Here is a 21,884-nt window from a genome sequence, read left to right on the forward strand (position 1 = left end):
GACTTAATTTCGGGCGGTGCAGCAATCGCGCCCGCCACGCCAAAAGCGGAAAAAGACATGCCGAAACGTACAGATATCAAATCCATCCTTATCATCGGTGCCGGCCCGATTGTCATTGGTCAGGCCTGCGAGTTCGACTACTCCGGTGCACAGGCCTGCAAGGCCCTGAAGGAAGAAGGCTATCGCGTCATTCTGGTCAACTCGAACCCGGCGACGATCATGACCGATCCAAACCTGGCCGATGCAACCTATATCGAGCCGATCACACCTGAAATGGTCGCCAAGATCATCGAAAAGGAACGCCCGGATGCCCTGCTGCCGACCATGGGTGGTCAGACAGCGCTGAACACCGCACTGGCACTTTATGACGATGGCACGCTGGATAAATATGGCGTTGAAATGATCGGTGCGAAAAAGCACGTGATCGAAAAAGCCGAAGACCGTCAGCTTTTCCGTGAAGCGATGGACAAGATCGGTCTTGAAAGCGCGCGTTCCGCAATGGTCCGCACCTTTGAAGAAGCCGTTGTAGCCCTTGAAACAACCGGCCTTCCGGCCATCATCCGGCCAAGCTTCACCCTTGGCGGTGAAGGCGGTGGTATTGCCTATAACCGCGAAGAATTCGAACAGATCGTTCGTAATGGTCTGGCGATTTCGCCGACCCATACGGTTCTGGTCGAAGAATCCATTCTTGGCTGGAAAGAATACGAGATGGAAGTCGTCCGTGATCACGCGGATAACTGCATCATCATCTGCTCTATCGAAAACGTCGACCCGATGGGCATTCATACCGGGGATTCGATCACCGTTGCCCCGGCCCTGACCCTGACGGACAAGGAATACCAGATCATGCGCGACGCCTCGCTGGCGGTCCTGCGCGAGATCGGTGTGGATACTGGCGGTTCGAACGTTCAGTTCGCGGTCAACCCCGATGATGGCCGCCTGATCGTCATTGAAATGAACCCGCGCGTGTCGCGTTCGTCTGCACTGGCGTCCAAGGCGACCGGCTTCCCGATTGCCAAAATCGCGGCCAAACTGGCTGTTGGTTACACGCTTGACGAACTTGATAACGACATTACCGGCGTGACCCCGGCTTCGTTCGAGCCGACCATTGATTATGTCGTCACCAAAATTCCGCGCTTCACCTTCGAAAAATTCCCGGGTGCCCAAGCGCTTCTGGGGACTGCGATGAAGTCGGTTGGCGAAGCCATGTCGATTGGCGGCTCGTTTGCCGAAAGCCTTCAGAAAGGCCTGCGGTCGATGGAAACCGGCCTGACCGGTCTGAACGAAGTGAAAATCGAAGGCGCGCCGGACAAGGCCGCGATCCGCGCAAAACTGACGCAACCGATGCCGTTCCGCATTCTTTATGCGGCACAGGCATTCCGTCACGGTCTGACTCTTTCGGAAATCCAGTCGGCGACCAAGTTTGACCCATGGTATCTGCGCCAGATCGAAACGCTGGTTGCCGAAGAAGAACAGGTTCGTGCCAAAGGCCTGCCTAAGGACAAGCAGGAAATGCTGCGTCTCAAGAAACTCGGTTTCTCGGACGCGCGTCTCGCGGAACTGGTGGGCATGGAAGAAGACGACGTTCGCGCGATCCGTCACGCGATGGAACTTCGCCCGGTTTATAAACGCATCGATACCTGTGCCGCCGAATTCCCGTCACGCACGTCTTATATGTATTCGATTTACGAAGGCGACGGTTTCTTTGAACCGGAAAACGAAGCCGAAGTCACCGATCGCAGGAAAGTCATCATTCTTGGCGGTGGTCCGAACCGTATCGGTCAGGGCATCGAGTTCGATTATTGCTGTGTGCATGCGGCCTATGCGCTTCGTGAAGTCGGTATCGAGGCCATCATGGTCAACTGCAACCCGGAAACGGTTTCCACCGACTATGACACTTCGGACCGCCTGTATTTCGAACCACTGACGGCCGAAGACGTGATCGAACTTTGCCAGCTTGAGCAAAGCAAAGGCGAACTTCTGGGTGTGATCGTTCAGTATGGCGGCCAGACCCCGCTTAAACTGTCAGCCGCACTTGAAAAGGCCGGCATTCCGATCCTCGGCACCAGCCCGGACAGCATTGACCTTGCCGAAGACCGCGACCGGTTCCAGGAACTGATCCACAAGCTGGGCCTGAAACAGCCGGCCAACGGCATTGCCCGTTCGGTCGACGAAGCCGTCAAGATCGCCGAAGGCATCGGTTACCCCATCGTTATCCGCCCAAGCTACGTACTGGGCGGCCGTGCGATGGAAATCGTTCACACCACCGAAGACCTGCTGCGCTACATGACCGAAGCCGTTCAGGTTTCGGGCAAAAGCCCGGTTCTGATCGACAGCTTCCTTCAGGATGCGATTGAAATTGATGCCGACGCGGTTTCGGACGGCGAAAATGTCTTTGTCGCGGGCATCATGCAGCATATTGAGGAAGCCGGTATCCATTCCGGTGACAGTGCATGCTCGCTACCGCCCTATTCGCTCGGTCAGGACATGATTGATCGCCTGAAAGAACAGACCGTGCAACTGGCCAAGGCGCTTGATGTTGTTGGTCTGATGAACGTGCAGTTCGCGATCAAGGGTGATGTGATCTATCTGATCGAAGTCAACCCGCGTGCCTCGCGTACTGTTCCGTTTGTTGCCAAGGCCACCGGCAACCCGATTGCAAAAATCGGCGCGCGCATCATGGCAGGCGAAAAGCTTTCGGACTTCAAGATCAACGAAGGTCCGTTCAAGCATATTGCGGTCAAGGAAGCGGTGCTTCCGTTCAACCGCTTCCCGGGTGTCGATACCCTGCTTGGCCCGGAAATGCGCTCAACCGGCGAAGTCATGGGCCTTGATACCGATTTCGGTCGCGCCTTTGCCAAGGCCCAGATGGCGGCGGGTCACGATTTGCCGCAATCTGGCAAGATCTTCATGTCAGTCAAAAACTATGACAAACCGGCCGCTGTTCAACTCGCACGCGACGCGATCGAGCTTGGCTTTGTGATTGTTGCGACGCATGGCACTGCCGAAGCTCTTGAAAAAGAAGGGCTGGACGTCACCCCGGTCAATAAGGTACAGGAAGGACGTCCCCATATCGTGGACATGATGAAGAACGGCGATATCAACCTGGTATTCAATACCACCGAGAGCAAACAGGCTGTGGTCGACAGTTTCTCGATCCGGCGGACGGCACTCAGCAACGATATTCCGTACTACACCACGATTGCCGGTGCCCGCGCCACCCTGCGTGCCATCGACAACCTGAAACGCGGAGCACTTGCAGTGCGACCCGTTCAGGAATATCTTGGGGACGAGTACTGAGGTTCCTTTTCGAACCCGTTCAACGAGTTTAGACCGCCCGGCGGTATCTGCCGGGCGGTCGATTTTGTAGTATCGATCGCTAATAAGAATAGGCTGTGAGCGCGATGGAAAAAGTACCTATGACCCCGCAAGGGCATCAGCGCCTCGAAGAAGAGCTGAAGCACCGCAAATCCGTCGAACGCCTTGAAATCATCAAGGCGATCTCGGAAGCGCGCGAGCATGGCGATCTCTCGGAAAACGCCGAATACCATGCCGCGCGTGAACGACAGAGCTTCTGCGAAGGTCGAATTGCCGAACTGGAAGATGTTCTTAGCCGCTCCGAAGTCATCGATATCAAGTCGCTGGCTGGATCGGTCGTCAAATTTGGCGCGACCGTGCATCTTGTCGACGAGGACACCGACGAGGAAACCACCTATCAGGTCGTCGGCCCGATCGAGGCAGATATCAATTCCGGTCGCATTTCGACAACATCCCCGATTGGCCGTGCGCTGATTGGCAAGGCTGTTGGTGAATCCGTAGAAGTTACCGTGCCTGGGGGCACGAAGAGCTACGAGATCCTGAAGGTCGAATTCGCCTGATCCGGTTATGATATCTTGCGAAAGTACGGCCCGATGTTTATCGGGCCGTTTTTTTTGATCCAAATACCCTGCACAAGCATTTGCCATGACACCTGACATCATCATTTCCCACGCCCGCCCGGAAGACAGCGTCCATGTCGCCGACATGTCCAATGCCCTGCATGTCGAACTTGATTACGACAATCCGCCCCATACGACCGAAAGCATCCATGAAATGATGTTCGGGCCCAAGGCACTGATCAAAAGCCTGATCGCATGGGATAGGCGTAGCGCTGTCGGACAGGCGATCGTTCAGCCGTTCTATAACCCGGATTATTCAAAAATCGGGTTATGGATGACCGAACTTTATGTTGTGCCAGACATGCGTTCGGAAAAAGTTGGCAACAAACTGATGAAGGCTCTTGGCAAATACGCCTTGGATCACGGCTATATTTCAATGTGGTGGTCCGTCCTGCATCGCAACCAGGCCGCCTGCCGGTTTTACGAACGGCTAGGCGCGCGTAACTCCGGGGCCCTGCAGTATGAAATTGATGGGGATGAGTTAAAGAACCTTGGCCAATAAAACCACTGATCATCAAGCACGTGACAAAGAATTGAATTCATAATATTTTTCGGCATCATTCTGAAATGATCGTTCTGGAAAGATCGAGAACACCAACAGCGTGCGATGCCCGGCCGGGGGGATAACGGGCGTCTCAAAGCGGAGCCAGTCACATGATTGGCTCCGCTTTGATTAACGACAAACCTGTTTCTGGCACGCAGACAAAACAAAACCGGCAACCTCGAAGGTGCCGGTTTTTATCTATCGGACTGATGCAATTCAGCTCAGTCCTCGGCCTCGATGTCAATCGGAACGCCGGGCTGGTTTTTGGCGGTACGAATCGAAAGTGCCGATTTCACGTGATTGACGTTTTCCGCAACCGTCAGTTCGGTTGTCAGAAACTTCTGATATTCGTCCCAGCTGTGTGAAACGATTTTCAAAAGGAAATCCATTTCACCGGCAACCATATGACATTCGCGCACTTCCGGCCATGCAGCGGCACGGCCTTCAAAGGCGCGCAGATCATGTTCAGCCTGGCTTGCAAGACCGACCAGCGCAAACACGGTTACATTATATCCAAGCGCCTGCGCATCAACATCGGCATGATAGCCCTGAATGAAACCGGCTTCTTCAAGCGCACGGACACGACGCAGACAGGGTGGCGCAGAAATACCTGCACGGCGTGCAAGTTCCACATTGGTCATGCGGCCATCTTCCTGGAGATCGCGCAGAATTCTGCGGTCGATCTTGTCGAGTTTGACCCGTTGCATTTATCCCTCGATTCTGTGCGCTGAACTTACCCCGGACGAAACAATATTACAGGGAGCCAGTACGCTGGCAATAATATATTCGGCAGCAGAATGCAATCTGCCCTTTTGTAACGCGTACAAATGCACTGCACAATTTTGTATCAAAACGTTGCAAACCGCTATTTTCCGCCAATCGGAATGTCAGGCTGAAAAGCATCATCGGCCACCGTTCCGAAAACCTTGCAAAACATCGTGCGAGGCGGTTGCGCAATGCCATATCACCCCATATGTTCGAAACCTGTTTTTCACCGACCACAATATGCAAAGCACATGGCCCAGGAACATAACACCAAAGTCCTCATCATCGGATCCGGCCCGGCCGGTTACACAGCAGCGATTTATGCTGCACGCGCCAACCTGGAACCCATGATGGTTATGGGCCTGCAACCAGGTGGTCAGTTGACGATCACGACAGATGTTGAAAACTATCCCGGCTTTGCCGATGTCATCCAGGGCCCGTGGCTGATGGATCAGATGAAGGCGCAGGCCGAACATGTCGGAACCAAAATGGTCCACGACCTGATCACCGAAGTCGACTTTTCGAAACGCCCCTTCGTCTGCAAAGGCGATTCGGGTGATGTCTATGTAGCCCAAAGCGTGATCATTTCAACCGGCGCACAGGCCCGCTGGCTTGGCCTTCCGGGCGAAGAAAAATTCAACGGTCGCGGTGTTTCCGCATGTGCCACCTGTGACGGGTTCTTCTATCGCAACAAACCGGTTGTGGTGGTTGGGGGCGGCAATACCGCGGTTGAAGAAGCTCTTTATCTTGCCGGGATCTGCTCGAAGGTGACGCTCGTGCATCGTCGCGACGAATTGCGCGCGGAAAAAATGCTGCAGGATCGCCTTTTGAAACATGAAAAGATCGACGTCGTCTGGGACAGCGTCATTGACGATATTCTTGGCGGTGACGGGCCGATGGATGGCGTTGAAGCCGTTCGCGTGCGCAATGTCAAAACCGGCGATCTGACAGACATTACTGCGGATGGTTTCTTTGTTGCGATCGGCCATGATCCGGCAACCGCCGTGTTCAAAGGACAGATCGACATGGATGACGAAAATTACATCCTTGTCAAACCGGGCAGCACCACAACCAACGTCAAGGGCGTCTTTGCCGCAGGCGACGTGACCGACAAGATTTACCGTCAGGCGGTTACCGCAGCAGGCATGGGGTGCATGGCCGCCCTCGAAGCCGAAAAGTTTATTGCCGAGCACACCGAATAAACACGGCAACACGAGAACCAGATATGATAAAGGGGTGCTGATGGTGCCCCTTTTTTCTGTGCGTTAGACGGAAATACAACCTTTTTCGCAATGCACGAATACGCTGTTTCCGGGCAATCCCCTGAGTTCATTTACGAATTCGGCGTGAACGAAATCACCACTTTCGCAATTGGTTGCTTGCAGATCGCGTCAAAGGCCTCATATTGATCTAATGATATCAGTTTGGAAGCAATTCCGCATGCGGCTTAACAGTGTGGAAACCAAATGCTTCTAAGAAGAAGATAAAGAAGTATCAGGGGACTGTTGCAGCAATAGCGCGACAGTGACATTAGGAGCAGGTCTATGGACTGGGACAAGCTGCGTGTTTTTCACGCTGTTGCGGAAGCGGGAAGCTTCACACACGCGGGGGAAAATCTCAATCTGAGCCAGTCGGCTGTCAGCCGGCAGATCAGCGCACTTGAAGAAAGCGTCAAGGTGCCGCTATTCCACCGTCACGCCCGCGGCCTTATCCTGACCGAGCAGGGTGAACTTCTGTATCGCACGGCCCATGATGTGTTTGCCAAGCTTTCCATGGCCGAAGCCCGCATTCGCGAATCCAAGGAACGCCCCAGCGGTCCGCTGAAGGTCACCACCACGGTCGCCTTTGGCTCAACCTGGCTGACACCGCGGATCAACGAATTCCTTGAACGCTATCCGGAAATCGAATTGTCGCTGGTACTCAACGACGAGGAACTCGATCTTGCCATGCGCGAGGCCGATGTTGCGATCCGCATGCAGCCCCCACGTCAGGCCGATCTGGTGCAGCGTCAACTGATGACGCTGCGTTATCATGTCTTCGCATCCCCCGAATATATCAAGCAGTTCGGCATTCCTAAGAAACCCGAAGACCTGAAAGATCATCGCCTGATCATTTATGGTGCGGATGCGCGCCCGCCGGTTTCCAACGTCAACTGGATGATGGCCGTCGCCCAGCAGTTCAAACCGGATATGCGGCCGATCCTGAAGCTGAACAATATCTATGGTATCTTCCGTGCGACCGAGTCCGGGCTTGGTATTTCAGCTCTGCCCGATTACCTGCTGCCCGCCGACAGCAATCTGGTCCGCATTCTGCCGGAACTCGAAGGGCCAAGTTTCGATGCCTATTTCGTTTATCCCGAAGAACTGCGCCATTCCAAACGCATTGCGGTGTTCCGTGATTTCCTGATCGAGGAAATCAACAAGGTCAAAGCAAAAGTGAATGCCGCCGCCGCGGCTGACTAACGCAAACGGCACCAAGAGAATCCAAAGCCCCGCAACAAATCTGGTTGCGGGGCTTTTTTCTTGCGTCTCAACGGAACAATACAACCTTTGATTTACAACACCCCGCACGATGACATACCGACGACGGCCAAACCTGAGCGCGCATTAGTAAATCACTGACGTGATGCGCAGGTTTATCAGGATGCAAAATCGGGCCTTTCAGGAAAACGCAGTCATAATAGCTTCAATTTACTGACATTTTTTCGCCATGCACTGAGCGCATGGTTGGATTGTCGTTATTCTATTTTTAAGCGTAAGATCATATGCGTATGTTCACATCAGAAGTTGTTAGCGACCGCAAACGCGAAGAGCGCTTTCATCTTTTCCTGATCTCCGCATGATCCGTCCGCCGAAACGTTATTCGGCTTGGAATCTTCCCTGGATTCCACGTCTCCCAGACGTTAAAGCCTCCCTGTTGATCTTGCCGGTAGCTTCCCCTAGCTACCGGCTTTTTTTTCCCATTCGCACAATTAAGCGGCAGTAAACTGATCAAAAGATTGGGAACAAGCGCATTAGAATCCATAAATATTTTATATATTTCAGTTACTTATAGGAAAAATTTTCGCAGCCCAAGATTTATGCAATTTACGCATGGCTGAATGAGCAATTTGACAGTGGTGTTTCCCGTCAAAAACGCTATCTTCCTCTTCGAACCGCAGCGGTGAACAACCGCATCGCGGTACAGAGTTTTCTCCCTGACCGAATTTCGGTCTTTGCCGGGCGCCCTGCCCGGCATACCCAGGGCCCTGAGAAGGGTCCTACGTCTCCCAGACGTGAAGCCTCCCTGATAAACTTGCCGGGCATTCATTTGCCCGGCTTTTTTTTTTGCCCTGACGATATCCTCACCATCACCACGCGCAACTGTGACCCGTTGCAACCGTCTTCACCTTGGCAGTCACACTGAAACCACGCAGTATGAAGCTTGCGCGCACGTGCGTCTGGTAATCGGGGATTAAAATCATGCAGAAAAATATCGGCCAGTTCCTGTTTGGCAAACCGGCACAGGATCAACTGCCAGACCGTGTGCGTGATGCAATCGCCCATCAGCAGCAAGACAGCGAAAAACTGATCGGCTGGGTGCAGCTCTTGCTGGTGACGATCTTTGCGACCCTTTACGCCGTCTCACCCAAAACATTCATGAACACCGGAATTCATCCTGTCCCATGGGCATTGGGACTATATTTCCTGTTCACCTTTATCCGACTGGCACTGTCTTATCGCGGCAGCCTGTCAAACTGGTTCCTGACCCTGTCGGTTATTGTCGATATTGGTTTGCTGATGGTCCTGATCTGGAGCTTCCATATCCAGTATATGCAACCGGCAAGCTTCTATCTCAAATCGCCGACCATGATCTATGTGTTCATCTTCATCTCGCTGCGCACCCTGCGGTTTGACCCGCGTTATATTTTGCTGGCGGGCGCAACGGCGGCAATTGGCTGGCTGATACTGGTCTTTTATGTGATCTGGAGCGAACGCGGCCAAAGCATGATCACGCGGGATTATGTGACCTATCTGACATCCAATTCGATCCTGATCGGGGCCGAGATCGACAAGATCATTGCCATTGTTCTGGTATCAACCGTGTTGGCGATTGCAGTTTTGCGCGCACAACGTTCGTTCACCCGTGCCGTCACAGATGAAATCGCGGCAAGCGAGCTGTCACGCTTTATCTCGCCCGAGGTCGCCGCGCGCATTACCCACGCAAACCAGCAAATCAAACCTGGCGATGGTGAAGCCGCAAGGGCCACCATCATGTTTACCGATATCGAGGGGTTTTCCGGCGTTTCCGAAAAGCTGAGCCCGCAAGAACTTGCTGCAATGCTCAACGAATATTTCGCCGCGACCAGCAATGTGATCAATAAACATGGTGGCGTGATCACCCAGTTTCAGGGCGACGCAATGCTGATTACCTTCAACGCGGTAAAAGCCGATCCCGACCACGCATTAAACGCAGTACGGACAGCAATCGATATCACACGGGTCTGTGCTGAAACCACATTTTGCCATGGCGGCAGGCTCAAAACCCGTTGCGGGATCAATACCGGCGATATCGTGATCGGTGCGGTTGGATCGGAAAACCGTCTGACCTTCACCGTCCATGGTGACAATGTCAATATTGCCGCCCGGCTGGAACAGCTAAACAAACAATATGGCAGCTACATCCTTGCGACCGAGGATACCGTCAGGGCCTGCGAGGAAGGTTTTGCCTGGCAGGCGCGCGGTGAAGTCACCGTGCGTGGGCGCGAAACGCCAACACCGATCTTCAGCCTCTGACCGGATCAGGATTTTTACGACCATCCATATCCCCACAAAGAAAAAGCGCGCGGCGGGCGATTTGCCCGCCCCACGCTTTTTGGGGACAGATGGTCTTGGGGAGACCGGTCAGATACGGTGCCTTGACCTTGGGGTGCAGATCACTGCGGGGGACAGTGATTTTAAAGGTCCCGGTGAGTAGCGAGGGAGGGGCGCTTCACCGGCGTTTCCGCATCTGACAATTGTAAATATGCCCTTGAATTGGGGCGTAAAAACCGGCCGGTAATGACCATTCAGGGGCAAATTGGGGCAAAATAAAGTTGGGATTTAAAACCACGAAAAACCTGTTTCCGTTCGGGAAAAAAGAAGGGGCGGGATTTACCCGCCCCATTTTCGGGGTCTTCATGGTCTTGGGGAGACCGATCAGCGAGGTCTGCAATTGTTCTTTCTTCGGGGGAAGATGAAAGAACGGGCCAGAAGACGTTTGAGGGGGGACAGAAGGTTCTGGCCGTTGCCTCGACTGACAATGCCTAATCTGCCTTGTGAATAGGGCAGGAAAACAGGTCGCATAGGGCCATTTGAGGGCGAATTATGGCCAAAAATAGGCGCACGCCACTCCAAACCCGCGATAGCGAAATGAACAATAATGATCTATCCTGAAGATTGTCCGGTTTCACATTGGCCTGAATGTGCCAATCCGAAATTCAGCATGCACCTGCATTAACTCCCGGCACCGGCTCCTTGCCCCGCATGCCAACGCAGACCGGACATCACGCACTAAACAGACCCGGCACAAACCGGGCCCGCGAAACGTCCTGACCGGTTGCCACCTTGGCAACAGCACATGGAACCGCCAAACATTACCGGGCGATGACAGAACCAACTTCCATGCGCGGACCGGTCCCATGCGTCCCATGATGCGTCAAGGAGATGTCCATGCCCCCGTCCAAAGACACAAAAGACAAAGATGACGCCAAAAATTCTCCCTCAGGCCCCCGGCACGTTCCGCGATGCGCAGCATTGATCGGCCCCTATTCCAGCGGCAAGACCAGCCTTTTTGAAAGCCTCCTTGCTGCAACCGGCCGTGTCCACCGCAAGGGAACCGTTCGCGATGGCACGACAATCGGTGATGCAACCGCCGAAGCACGCGAACGGCACATGAGCACCGAAATGACAGTTGCCCAAACCCGTTATCTTGACGAGGAATGGCACTTCATCGACTGCCCCGGCTCTGTCGACTTTGCACAGGATGCCCGCGAAGCCGCGATGATATGCGACGTTGCAATCGTCGTAGTCGAACCCGATCCGACACGCGCCATGATCGCCGCACCGACCCTGAAATTTCTTGATCGCAACCGCATTCCGCACCTGATTTTCATCAACAAAACCGACCATGGCGGCATCCGCCTGCGCGACAGTCTTGATGCGTTGCAATCAATTTCGGAACGCCCACTTGTTCTTCGTGAAATTCCAATCCGCGATGGCAAGGGGCCTGACGATACGATAACCGGTTTCGTCGATGTCGTTTCCGAACGGGCCTATCAATATCTGGAAGGGCAACCGTCGAAACTGATCACGCTGCCCGCCAATGCCAAGGATCGCGAAACAGAAGTCCGCGACGGGTTACTCGAAGCTTTGGCGGATTTTGACGACAACCTGCTTGAACAGATTCTAGAAGATCAGAAACCGGCAACAGCAACGATCTATGACAATCTTGAACGAGATCTGGCCAAGGATTTGATTGTTCCGGTCTTTTTCGGTTCTGCCGAACATGATCACGGGATCATCCGGTTGTTAAAGGCGTTGCGCCACGAGGCCCCGAATGCAGATGTCTGCGCCCATCGCCTGGGCATTGAGCCGGAAGATAACGTCGCCGCCGTCCAGATTTTCAAAACTGTTCATCTGCCCCATGCGGGGCGGTTTTGTTATGGGCGCGTCCTTTCGGGACAGCTAAAGAATGGCGACACACTTGGTCGCGACAAGGTCGCAGGCATGTGTCAGGTCTTTGGCGATAAGCACGAAAAGCTCGATATCGGCACATTTGGCAGCATTATCGGCCTGCCGCGCATCGATCATCTTCGAACCGGCTCGCTCTGCACCACCGATGGTGAAATGGATAATCTGTGGCCCGATCCATTGCCCCCGCTTTATGAAACAGGGCTGGAAGTCACCAAACCCGGTGATGACGTCAAACTGACCGAAGCATTGCGCCATCTGTGCGAACAGGACAGGTCGCTGTCCTTCATCCATAGCGACAATACCGGACAACTTGTTTTACGGGGGCATGGTGATATCCATCTTCAGGTCGCACTGGCGCAGCTTCGCAGCCGCTATCACCTTGAAATCGAAACCCGGCCTGTTGAAACCGCCTATCAGGAAACCGTGCGCAAACCGGCCCAGGCGCGCGGGCGATATAAAAAGCAGACCGGCGGTCACGGGCAGTTTGGCGATGCCCAGATCGAACTGAAACCCCTTGGACGCGGCGAAGGTTTTTCATTCACTGAACGAATCGTCGGCGGGGCCATTCCCCGGCAATATATCCCAGCTGTCGAAAAAGGGGTGCGCGACGCCACGCGTTCCGGGCCGCTCGGTTTTCCGGTTGTCGACATCGCGGTTGAATTGGTTGACGGGTCCTATCACGCGGTCGACAGTTCGGATCAGGCGTTTCAGATGGCCGGGCGCATTGCCATCGCCGAAGCGCTTAAAGAAGGGCAGTCTATCCTGCTTGAACCCATCGAAAGATATTCGATTTCAATTCCGTCCGAATTCACGTCAAAAGCCCAGCGACTGGTCAGCACCCGGCGTGGTCAGATCCTTGGGTTCAGCGCCAAGGATGACTGGCAGGGATGGGACGAAATCGACGTGCAGATGCCAGCATCCGAAACCGGCGACATGGTGATGGAATTACGGTCACTCACACAGGGCACGGGCTTTTTCACGCGAAGTTTCTCGCACATGCAGGAGATTGCGGGAAAACAGGCCGACCTGATCGTCAGCGCCCGACAAAAACCACATAAAAAGTAATAGAATTGATCTATCGCTAATCATTAAACTATTGATTGGCGTAAAGTTTTCCAATGATTGATACTCTTTGCAGACAAAGAGAAAACCTTCGGGCATGTGCCCCATTTAACCGGAGTGACAACATGCAGATCGATATCGGAATCAATGAAACCAACCGCACTGCAATCGCCGACGGCTTGGGCCGCGTTCTGGCAGATTCTTATGCGCTGTATCTCAAAACCCATAACTTCCACTGGAACGTGACCGGCCCGATGTTCCAGACCCTGCACACCATGTTCGAAGAACAATATACCGAACTGGCCATGGCGATTGACGAACTTGCCGAACGTATTCGGTCGCTGGGGGCCTTTGCACCGGGTAGTTTTTCGGCCTATTCGAAACTTTCCTCGATCCCCGAAGAAACTGGTGTGCCTGCGGCCAAGGACATGATCGCGCAATTGGTCGAAGGCCATGAAACCGTGATCAAGACCGCGCGTTCACTTTATCCGATCTGCGACTCGTCAGACGATGACGCCACCGCAGACCTGCTTACCGCACGTATTCAGGTCCATGAAAAAACCGCCTGGATGTTGCGATCCCTGCTGGAAAGCTAAGACGCAAAACGTCGTGCTCAACAAGAAGGCCCGGATGGATTTCCGGGCCTTCTTCGTATCCGGCTTCGCCAACCGAACCCTATCCGCGCAGTAACGGATCAATCCGCCTTGCCGCACGCAGAACCGCAAAATCATGCCCGTGCGGTGCCGCAATCATCAACGCCCCCGGTGCAACACCATCACCAACCGGAACCGGGATCGATATGGCGCAGGCATCCGAAAGGTTCAGATAGGATGTGTTGCGCAACATCATTGCATTCAAACGATCGAAGTCGGCCTCAACTTCGGCAATCTTGGGTGCCATCATCGGCAAGGTTGGTGCAATCATCACATCGACATCCGCCATTGCCGAACTGAACATCGCAATCACGTCGGTCCGTTTGGCATAGGCATCAATCAGGTCTGCCGCACTTAGTGTATCGGCGAAACGCATCCGGTTCAAAACACGCGGATCGCCGCAAGTTTCAAGCGCCTTGAAATCCTGTGAATAGATTTTATGCGCCTCGGCCGCGACAAGAATTTTGTTGATCACGGCATTTTCGGCCAAAAAGCCCAGATCAATCTCGATCAACTGATGTCCGGCATTTGCCAGCTTTTTGCAAACCGCATCAAAATCCGCCCGCACCCGGTCATCAAGATCATTCACAAAGGCATGGGCCGGCACACCGATTTTGATCGGGGCGGGTTTGCCATCCTGTGCGGGGACGGTTTTGCCCGACATGACTTCAAATGCGGTTATGGCGGTTTGCAAATCACCGGCAAGCGGACCCGCCGTGTCAAAACTTTTGGCCAGCGGATGAATGCCTTCGCCCGAAATCCACAAACGGCTGGGCTTATACCCATAAAGCCCGTTGATCGCCGACGGAATGCGAACCGATCCGCCGGTATCAGTACCCAGCGCGATATCGACCAGACCAAGTGCAACCGTCAAACCGCCGCCCGATGTCGACCCGCCCGGAATGCCTTCAGGGTCAAACACATTGCCCGGCGTTCCGTAATGCGGGTTAAGTCCAACACCGGAATAGGCAAATTCGCTAAGTGCTGTACGGCCAAACGGCACGGCACCGGCAGCCTTGATACGCGCAACGATTTCGCAATCCCGCGATGCCGCCGGGCGACCCTGCAACAATTTTGATGCTGCCGTGGTGGTCACACCGGCCTCGTCGTAAAGGTCCTTTACCGAAACCAGCATACCGGCCAACGGCAAGTCTGTTGCCGATTGCGCCACTCGTTCTTCAGCCGCCGCGGCGTCACGCAAAATGCGGTCACGGTCGAATTCGGTGAAAATCCTGGCTGCCAAATCGCCCAGTTGATCGACCCTGTCGATTGCCGCCTTCGCCTTGTCGATGATCGCACCCATCGGGCTGCCTCCGTTACGTTCTGATTTTTATGGAAATTTTCTGAAACCGAGCCTAGGCGATTTCAGGCAATTCAACAATGTCATAGCTGTGCGTAATGCTCAGCCCCCGTACCGGGTCATGCATCGCCATTTTAAACGAACGTGCCGGACGCACCCCGCCCTTCGCACCAAAAGTTCCACACAGCATCGCAGCCGCCTTGCCATTAGCCCCTGCTGACTTTAGCCCCGAACCTTCGATCAGATCGGAAAGCGGACGGATCGATGCAATCGTGCCTTCCTGATATGGAACCCATTCATCACTGTCGCCTTCACGGATCCAGGATTTCAGTTCGATCTGTTCCAGATGATCGGCAACATCGTCAAATTTCCAGATCGTGTTGGCGACCGGCTTGGCGCAAATCTGCTTTGACAGTGCAACCGAATGGGCTTCAAGTTCGCGGTCGGTATGATCGGATGCCAGTCCAAGATACAAAACACCATCCTTTGCAATCACCAGCGGCTCTACCTCGCCCGATGTGCCTTTGCCAACCACCTCGATCACCGGTGCCTGGGTCAGCATGCCAAACGATGTGCGGTAATAAAGCGGCACGGTCGAAGGCGGTTTGACCCCGATAGCGGCCAGTTCGTCAATGTGATGCTGGATTGCCTTGGCATCGCGGCCGGTCCAGCCAGCAACCGTGCAATGGCCGATTTCAAAGCTGACGACACCGCCATCAAGGATAAAATTCATCTGCATTTGCGTTATCCCAATTCTGATTTTTACAAATTTTGCGCGCATCTGGCGGTTGCGGACCGGTTCCCGGTCCGCCCCGAAGGCACAAAAGATCAAGACATGATGCGTGTTGTCGCGCGTGTTTATCCCGACCGGATCAAAGGATGTCGGGCAGGAACAGGGCGACGGACGGCACCGCGACAAGCAGGGCGATCATGGCAAGCATCACCAGAACGAACGGAATGACGCCCAGCATCACATCGGACAATCGACCTGATTTGCGTGCGCCCTGCACAACGTAAAGATTAAGTCCGACAGGCGGTGTGATCAGGGCCATCTCGATCAGAACGATCAGGAGGATTCCGAACCAGACCTTATCGAATCCCATGCCGGTCATGATAGGCACAATGATCGGGATGGTCGCCACCATCAGCGACAGGGTTTCAATGAAGAAACCCAGCACGATGTAAAGCAGGATCACGACCATCAAAGTCCCCATCGGCGAAAAATTCAAACCGGTCAGAAGGTCCTTAAGCTCGCGCCCCATGCCTGCGGCAGTCAGGGTAAAGTTCAGGAAATAAGCCCCGATAATCACCAGCATGATCATCGCGGTGATCCGAACCGTGCCATACAGGCAGCGTTCGATCATTTCGCGGGAAACACCGCGATTGAATGCCGCAATCAGCATCGCAATCGCAACCCCGACGGCGGCCGATTCAGTTGGCGTTGCCCAACCGGCATAGATCGACCCGATCACCACAAGGAACAGAACCACAATCGGCAGAAGATGCTGCAGGCTGCCGATCCGCTCCGACCAGGTGAATGAACGGCTTGTGCCGCCAAGGGTCGGCTTGATCTTGCACAGGATCGCCGTGACCATCATGAAGGCCACCGCCATCAGAAGCCCCGGGATCAACCCGGCCAAAAAAAGACGCGGGATCGATGTTTCGGTCAGGAAGCCATAGACGATCAGGTTGATCGAAGGCGGGATCATGATGCCAAGCGTCCCACCCGCGGCAATCGCACCGGAAAACAGTTTCGGATCATAACCGAGCTTTTCGGCCTGCGGCATGGCAACGGTTGCCACCGTCGCCGCCGTCGCAACAGATGATCCCGACGTTGCCGAAAACATCGTCGCGGTACCGATATTGGCGTGGATCAATCCGCCCGGAAGCCATGAAAACCATTTATCAAGGGCTTCATAGGTGCGTTCGGCAATGCCCCCGCGCACCAGAATTTCCCCCAGCAGCACAAAGAACGGAATGGCGATCAGGGTTGATGAATTCGACGATGACCAGACCACCTGCCCAAGCCCGCGTAAAAGCGGGAAAGGCGAAAACAGCTGATCAACCCCGAAACCCAGCAGGAACAGAACAATCCCGACCGGAATGGACAGGGCCAAAAGCCCCAGAAGCGATGTGGTAACTGTAAAGATCATGCTTCCAACTCCAGTTCGGAGCGGGCACCAACAAGCGCATCGGCCTGCTCGAGGTTACGCTTGACCAGAAGCGACAATGTCAGGATGACCAGAACACTTGAGCACACGGCAAACCATATCCAGCCGGAAAGCCAGATTGATTGCGGTATCCATAATGGCGTTTCAAGTGGAGTATTGGCGCGTGACCCGCGTTCAATCGTCTTTTGCAGAACCGGCCAGCTTTGAACGGCAATAACAATCGACGTTCCGGCAAGGGCAATGATCGCAAGAAGATCAAGCATTGCCTTGCCACGCTGGCGCAGACGCAAACGGATAAGGTCAATACGGACATGCGCCAGTTCCGTCAGGGCATACGACATGCCCCAACTGGCAACGCCGGCCATCACATAACCCGATATTTCGTCCGCCCCCCCAAAGGAAATGCCGACTTCACGTAAAAGAATATCTGCGATGATCAGGACCACGCAGCCTGTCAGAACAAGTCCGACAAGCAACGCGATCATGCGGTTAATGCGGCGGATGGCCGCAATCAATGAGGTAGTCACGGTTGCGGCCTCCTCCGGCTGGTTTTCTGCTTAGCTCAGAGGTACGGTAACACCGACGGCTTTACCAACCGTTTCGTTCCAGCGCGTAACCCACTCCGCACCTGCACGTTCAGCCCATTCCGGCAAGACAACGGTCGTCAGGATTTCCTTGGCCTTGGCAAGATCGGCATCAGATGCCTCAACCAGGGTCATATTCGCCGGGTTCCCTGCCGGGCAGGTTCCATTACCGGTCAGACACGCGATATCGGCTTCAAGAGCACCTGCGGCTGCGGCCCAGGCCGGGGCTTCGAACTTGGAATTGACTTCGTCGGTAATCAGTTTCTGCATTTCCGGCGACAGGCTGTTCCACTTGTCAAAATTCATCGCTGTTACAACCGGGTCCCAGCCACCAAGCGGAATGGTCATAAGGTGGTCGGAAACTTCCCACCAACCCGCACTGTATCCCGAACCAGCACCGGTAACGGCACAATCAATCACACCACGTTCAAGCGCGCCCGGTACTTCGGAAAACGCAACATTCACACCGTTGGCACCCAGTGCCTCAAGGAACTTGGTGGTCATGCGGCCCGAACCACGAACCTTTTTACCTTTCAGGTCTTCAAGCGAGGTCACATCGCCCTTGCAGAAAACGACCTGCGGCGGGTATGGCGCAATTGCAAGAACCTTGGAATTGAAGCGTTCCTTGAAGATATCTTCGACCATCGGGCGGGCGGCTTCAACCATCGCCTTTGCTTCTTCGGCTGTGTTGGCAACCAGCGGCACATCTAGGCCTTCAAGTTCCGGGGCATCGCCAACCGCATAATCGGCAACCGTCATGCCAACATCGAAAACGCCATCATTCAGAATACGAAAAACGTCGCCGCCGCCGATACCCATCTGATCATGGGTGGTCATCTGGACATTAATGTCGCCGTTTGATGCGGCGGGCAGTTCTTCGGTCCAGAACGGTGTTTCAAACTGCTTGTTCAGCGGCAGGCTGCTCCAGCTGCCAACAACCGAAAGGTCTTCGGCAAAGGCAGGGGTTGCCATCATGCCCGCACCAAGGGCAGAAACGGCAAGTAACGATGATACTGTCTTTTTCATGAGATGGTCCTCTCTGATAGCTAGGTTTTATTTGTGATTTCAGGCGGTCTTTGTCTGCAGTGAAAATTCCGCGGCTTCTGCCAGGACATCCGTCACCAGCATCAGACCGGGTTCATGCGTGATGGCAAGGTCCGGCAAAACATTGCGGATCGCCATTTGCGGCGTAACGCCACAGGCCCAGAAAACCGGGATATCCCCCTCGTCCACGACAGGTTCGTCGCCGAAGTCCGGCTTCATGAGATCGGAAATGCCAATGCTGGCCGGATCGCCAATATGAACCGGCGCACCATGCGCCAGGCGATAACGATCGGAATAAAGGATGGCACGGATGGCATCGGATGGTTTGAAGGACCGCATCGAAACCACCAGCGGGCCATGGAAACGCCCGGCCGGGGTGGTGGCAATATTGGTTACATACATCGGAACGTTCCGATTGGCGTCCATATGACGCAGTGGCACACCACTGCGAGTAATCGCCGCCTCGAACGAAAATGAACAACCGAGAACAAAGGTCACCAGATCATCGCGCCAAACCGCACTCAGATCGGAAACACTGTCAAAATCAGTCGTGCCACGAAACACACGATAGCCCGGCAGATCGGTACGAATATCAAGATCGGTGCCAAGTTCCGGGATATACGGCGAACCCGGTTCGGACATGCCGATCAATGGGCAGGATTTCGGGTTTTTGGCACAAAATTTAAGGAACTCGTCGGCATAGCTTGCCGGCAGGATCGCAAGATTGCCCTGCAGATACCCGGATGCATAGCCGGTGGTGGTGCCCCGATGTTTTCCGGAACGGATTGCGTGTCGCAAAGCCAGCGGCGATATCGTCGATGCAGATTCCGAAACGGTCGTCGGGGAACAAGATGCGCTTTTTGTCGCGTTCATTTATTCGGTCCTGTTCTCAGCCTCGAAACAAGCTTGAGAAACTCAACCGATCTTGTCAAGAAATCATTTTAGTCAATTTATGATCTAATTTAACGATCAGTTTGATCGAACAATCTGGCCGCCTCGATCACGGCCTCGCCAATTTCACGATTGCGTTCCGGGTAATAACTGATCACAAAATGAAGGTCGGTCAGCCGGGCTTCTTCCTGCACCGGGATTGCCTTAATATGTTCATCCCAAACGGAATTTGTAACCATCAGGGACGGCAGAACCCCGATCCCGAAACCTCCGCCGACAAGGTGTTTTACGGTCGAAAGTGACGCCGATCCATGTAATGCTGGCGGCGAAATATCGGGCGCGGAAAAGATGCTTTCGACCTCGCGAAACGGAGGTGTTCCCTTTGGGAAGGTGACAATAGCATGCTCGGCAAGCTCCGCCAGCGACATCGGATGATCGGGTAATTCCATCGATCCGGTGCAATACCAGCCCAGTTGAACCGGTTTCAGGGCCGCGGCAACCGCCCCCTGTGGCACCGATTCCCGCAGCATGATCGCAACGTCAAGCGCATCATCAGCCATGGTCATCGCCAATTGGCCGGATGTATCAACCGACAATTCGAAACGGACTTTCGGGTAATCGTCTTTCAGCTTGTTCAACATGTCGGTCAGGATCGTATGAACGATGGTTTCCGCCACGCCAATGCGGACCGTGCCGCTCAGTTCCCCCGGATGGGTCAATTCCTGCCAGATACGATCGCGTGCGCGCGATAAACGCTGCGCTTCTTCAAGAAAACGAAGACCAGCCGCCGTCAAACGCACCTGCCGGTTGGACCGGTCAAACAGCATGATGCCCAGTCTTTTTTCAAGTGCGGAAACCCGCGATGAAATCGCCGACTGGGACAGATCATATTTTTGGGCCGCCGCGCGAAAGCCCCCTGCCTTGACGATATCCTGCAGAATCTCGATATCTTTGAATTCAAACACGTTTTCGTTCCCCAAATAGCAACTGTATCGTCGATCCTGTCAGTCGGATCGTTTGATTTAAGATCACAATACCCTGCAACCGATCATCTGGCACGATCAATCCATCGCGGTTTTGGGATCGTATGCAAAACATGACCATAGAAAAGATACGTTTTCGGGCATTCTGGCTTAATTGCACAACACCAGAAATGCTCATCACTCCCCCCTCACCGAGGCGTTACTTGCCCAAAGCGCCTTTTCCTTCGACATTGAACACAGCCAGTTTGGAGGGTTAGATGCTGATACGCCGCAAAAAGGGTTGGGAAATCGCCGAACGCGATGTGACCCCGGAATCCGTTTACAAAAACCGTCGCCAGTTTCTGAAGGGCATTGCTGCAGGATCAATCGGCGCCGCAGCAACCAGCCTGCCCATCGGTCGCGCACTGGCCCAGGGATCCGATCCCACCGCCGATCTTTATCCGGCGATGCGCAATCCGGCTTACGTTGTTGATCGCGCCATTACCGACAAATCAAAGGCGCTGACCTATAACAACTTCTATGAATTCGGATCGCACAAATTCATTTCCGATGCTGCCCAGGCGATGAAAATCCGCCCATGGACGGTCAAGATTGACGGAATGGTTGAAAAACCGATTGAAATCGATTTTGAGGATCTGGTGCGCAAAATGCCGCTGGAAGAACGCGTTTATCGCTTCCGCTGCGTAGAAGCCTGGGCGATGACCGTGCCCTGGACCGGTTTCCCGATGAAGGCACTGGTCGATTATGCCAAACCGCTTTCAGGTGCAAAATACATCGAAATGCAAACTGCGGAACAAAAGGACACCATGCCGGGCCTGCGGCAGTTCTGGTATCCATGGCCCTATATCGAAGGCCTGACAATCAGCGAGGCCACCAACGAACTTGCAATGATCGCGACCGGCATTTACGGCGAACCGCTTCCCAAACAGAACGGTGCGCCGTTGCGTCTGGTCACTCCGTGGAAATACGGCTTCAAGAACGTCAAATCGATTGTCCGATTTACCTTTACCGACAAACGCCCCGTCAGTTTCTGGGAACAGCTTAACGACGGCGAATATGGCTTCTGGGCCAACGTGAACCCAAAAGTTCCCCACCCGCGCTGGAGCCAGGCACAGGAACGCCTGCTGACCACCGGGGATGAAGTCCCGACACAGCTTTACAATGGCTACGAGGAATATGTCGCGGATCTTTACAAGGGCATGGAAGACGAAAAACTGTTCATGTAACGGCCAAACG

Annotated in this window: 17 protein-coding genes; 9 read left to right on the plus strand and 8 right to left on the minus strand. The window is 54.1% G+C overall.

The annotated features are described in order from the left end of the window. The first annotated feature begins 57 nt into the window (after positions 1-57). The 3 genes from carB (at position 58) to IT971_RS17385 (ending at position 4,440) form a co-directional block, all read left to right on the plus strand. Positions 58-3,300, plus strand: a complete 3,243-nt coding sequence (carB, locus tag IT971_RS17375; RefSeq protein ID WP_063093132.1) for a carbamoyl-phosphate synthase large subunit — start codon at positions 58-60, stop codon at positions 3,298-3,300. A gap of 104 nt (positions 3,301-3,404) precedes the next feature. After that, positions 3,405-3,878 (plus strand): transcription elongation factor GreA, encoded by a 474-nt coding sequence (gene greA, locus IT971_RS17380; protein WP_007089850.1) that lies wholly within the window; start codon positions 3,405-3,407, stop codon positions 3,876-3,878. A gap of 85 nt (positions 3,879-3,963) precedes the next feature. Beyond that, a complete protein-coding gene (locus tag IT971_RS17385; RefSeq protein WP_063093133.1) occupies positions 3,964-4,440 on the plus strand; it encodes a GNAT family N-acetyltransferase in 477 nt (158 codons plus the stop codon). Between the two features lie 263 nt (positions 4,441-4,703). Here the strand turns inward: IT971_RS17385 and IT971_RS17390 are convergent, their stop codons facing one another. Continuing rightward, positions 4,704-5,189, minus strand: a complete 486-nt coding sequence (locus IT971_RS17390; protein WP_007089852.1) for an Lrp/AsnC family transcriptional regulator — start codon at positions 5,187-5,189, stop codon at positions 4,704-4,706. Between the two features lie 309 nt (positions 5,190-5,498). Between IT971_RS17390 and trxB the strand changes: the two genes are divergently transcribed. From trxB to IT971_RS17415, 5 genes are all read left to right on the plus strand, one after another. Then, positions 5,499-6,449 carry a thioredoxin-disulfide reductase gene (trxB, locus tag IT971_RS17395; RefSeq protein WP_007089854.1) on the plus strand — a complete coding sequence of 317 codons (951 nt, stop codon included), beginning with the start codon at positions 5,499-5,501 and terminating at the stop codon, positions 6,447-6,449. A gap of 342 nt (positions 6,450-6,791) precedes the next feature. Continuing rightward, entirely contained in the window at positions 6,792-7,709 is a 918-nt protein-coding gene (locus IT971_RS17400) for a LysR family transcriptional regulator (RefSeq protein WP_007089855.1), read from the plus strand. A 999-nt stretch (positions 7,710-8,708) separates the two neighbouring features. Then, positions 8,709-10,022, plus strand: coding sequence for an adenylate/guanylate cyclase domain-containing protein (locus IT971_RS17405; protein ID WP_065701685.1), 1,314 nt, complete (start codon positions 8,709-8,711; stop codon positions 10,020-10,022). Between the two features lie 915 nt (positions 10,023-10,937). Further along, positions 10,938-13,025 carry an elongation factor G gene (locus IT971_RS17410; protein ID WP_074624788.1) on the plus strand — a complete coding sequence of 696 codons (2,088 nt, stop codon included), beginning with the start codon at positions 10,938-10,940 and terminating at the stop codon, positions 13,023-13,025. Positions 13,026-13,147: 122 nt separating this feature from the next. After that, a complete protein-coding gene (locus IT971_RS17415; protein WP_065701687.1) occupies positions 13,148-13,618 on the plus strand; it encodes a Dps family protein in 471 nt (156 codons plus the stop codon). Between the two features lie 79 nt (positions 13,619-13,697). On the opposite strand, the gene IT971_RS17420 is transcribed toward IT971_RS17415, so the two are convergent. The 7 genes from IT971_RS17420 to IT971_RS17450 all read right to left on the minus strand — a co-directional run bounded on the left by IT971_RS17420 (position 13,698) and on the right by IT971_RS17450 (position 20,630). Continuing rightward, positions 13,698-14,978, minus strand: coding sequence for an amidase (locus IT971_RS17420; protein ID WP_065701688.1), 1,281 nt, complete (start codon positions 14,976-14,978; stop codon positions 13,698-13,700). Positions 14,979-15,030: 52 nt separating this feature from the next. Next, complete coding sequence (locus IT971_RS17425) at positions 15,031-15,714, minus strand: DUF2848 domain-containing protein (protein ID WP_065702128.1); 684 nt, start codon at positions 15,712-15,714, stop codon at positions 15,031-15,033. 133 nt (positions 15,715-15,847) lie between these two features. After that, positions 15,848-17,128, minus strand: a complete 1,281-nt coding sequence (locus tag IT971_RS17430) for a TRAP transporter large permease (protein ID WP_065701689.1) — start codon at positions 17,126-17,128, stop codon at positions 15,848-15,850. Next, positions 17,125-17,673: a TRAP transporter small permease subunit gene (locus tag IT971_RS17435; RefSeq protein WP_223304858.1), complete on the minus strand. Its 549-nt coding sequence runs from the start codon at positions 17,671-17,673 to the stop codon at positions 17,125-17,127. Before IT971_RS17435 ends, IT971_RS17430 begins: the two co-directional genes overlap by 4 nt. A gap of 30 nt (positions 17,674-17,703) precedes the next feature. Further along, positions 17,704-18,756, minus strand: coding sequence for a TRAP transporter substrate-binding protein (locus IT971_RS17440; RefSeq protein WP_062960805.1), 1,053 nt, complete (start codon positions 18,754-18,756; stop codon positions 17,704-17,706). Positions 18,757-18,795: 39 nt separating this feature from the next. Continuing rightward, the gene (locus IT971_RS17445) at positions 18,796-19,647 is read right to left on the minus strand and encodes a putative hydro-lyase (protein ID WP_065701691.1); all 852 of its coding nucleotides are present in this window, start codon (positions 19,645-19,647) and stop codon (positions 18,796-18,798) included. A gap of 89 nt (positions 19,648-19,736) precedes the next feature. Beyond that, positions 19,737-20,630, minus strand: a complete 894-nt coding sequence (locus tag IT971_RS17450; RefSeq protein WP_065702129.1) for a LysR family transcriptional regulator — start codon at positions 20,628-20,630, stop codon at positions 19,737-19,739. A 275-nt stretch (positions 20,631-20,905) separates the two neighbouring features. Between IT971_RS17450 and msrP the strand changes: the two genes are divergently transcribed. Next, positions 20,906-21,874 (plus strand): protein-methionine-sulfoxide reductase catalytic subunit MsrP, encoded by a 969-nt coding sequence (gene msrP, locus IT971_RS17455; RefSeq protein WP_065701692.1) that lies wholly within the window; start codon positions 20,906-20,908, stop codon positions 21,872-21,874. Positions 21,875-21,884: the final 10 nt, after the last annotated feature.

Source organism: Thalassospira sp. B30-1, from assembly GCF_015767575.1.
Taxonomy (GTDB): Bacteria; Pseudomonadota; Alphaproteobacteria; order Rhodospirillales; family Thalassospiraceae; genus Thalassospira; species Thalassospira xiamenensis.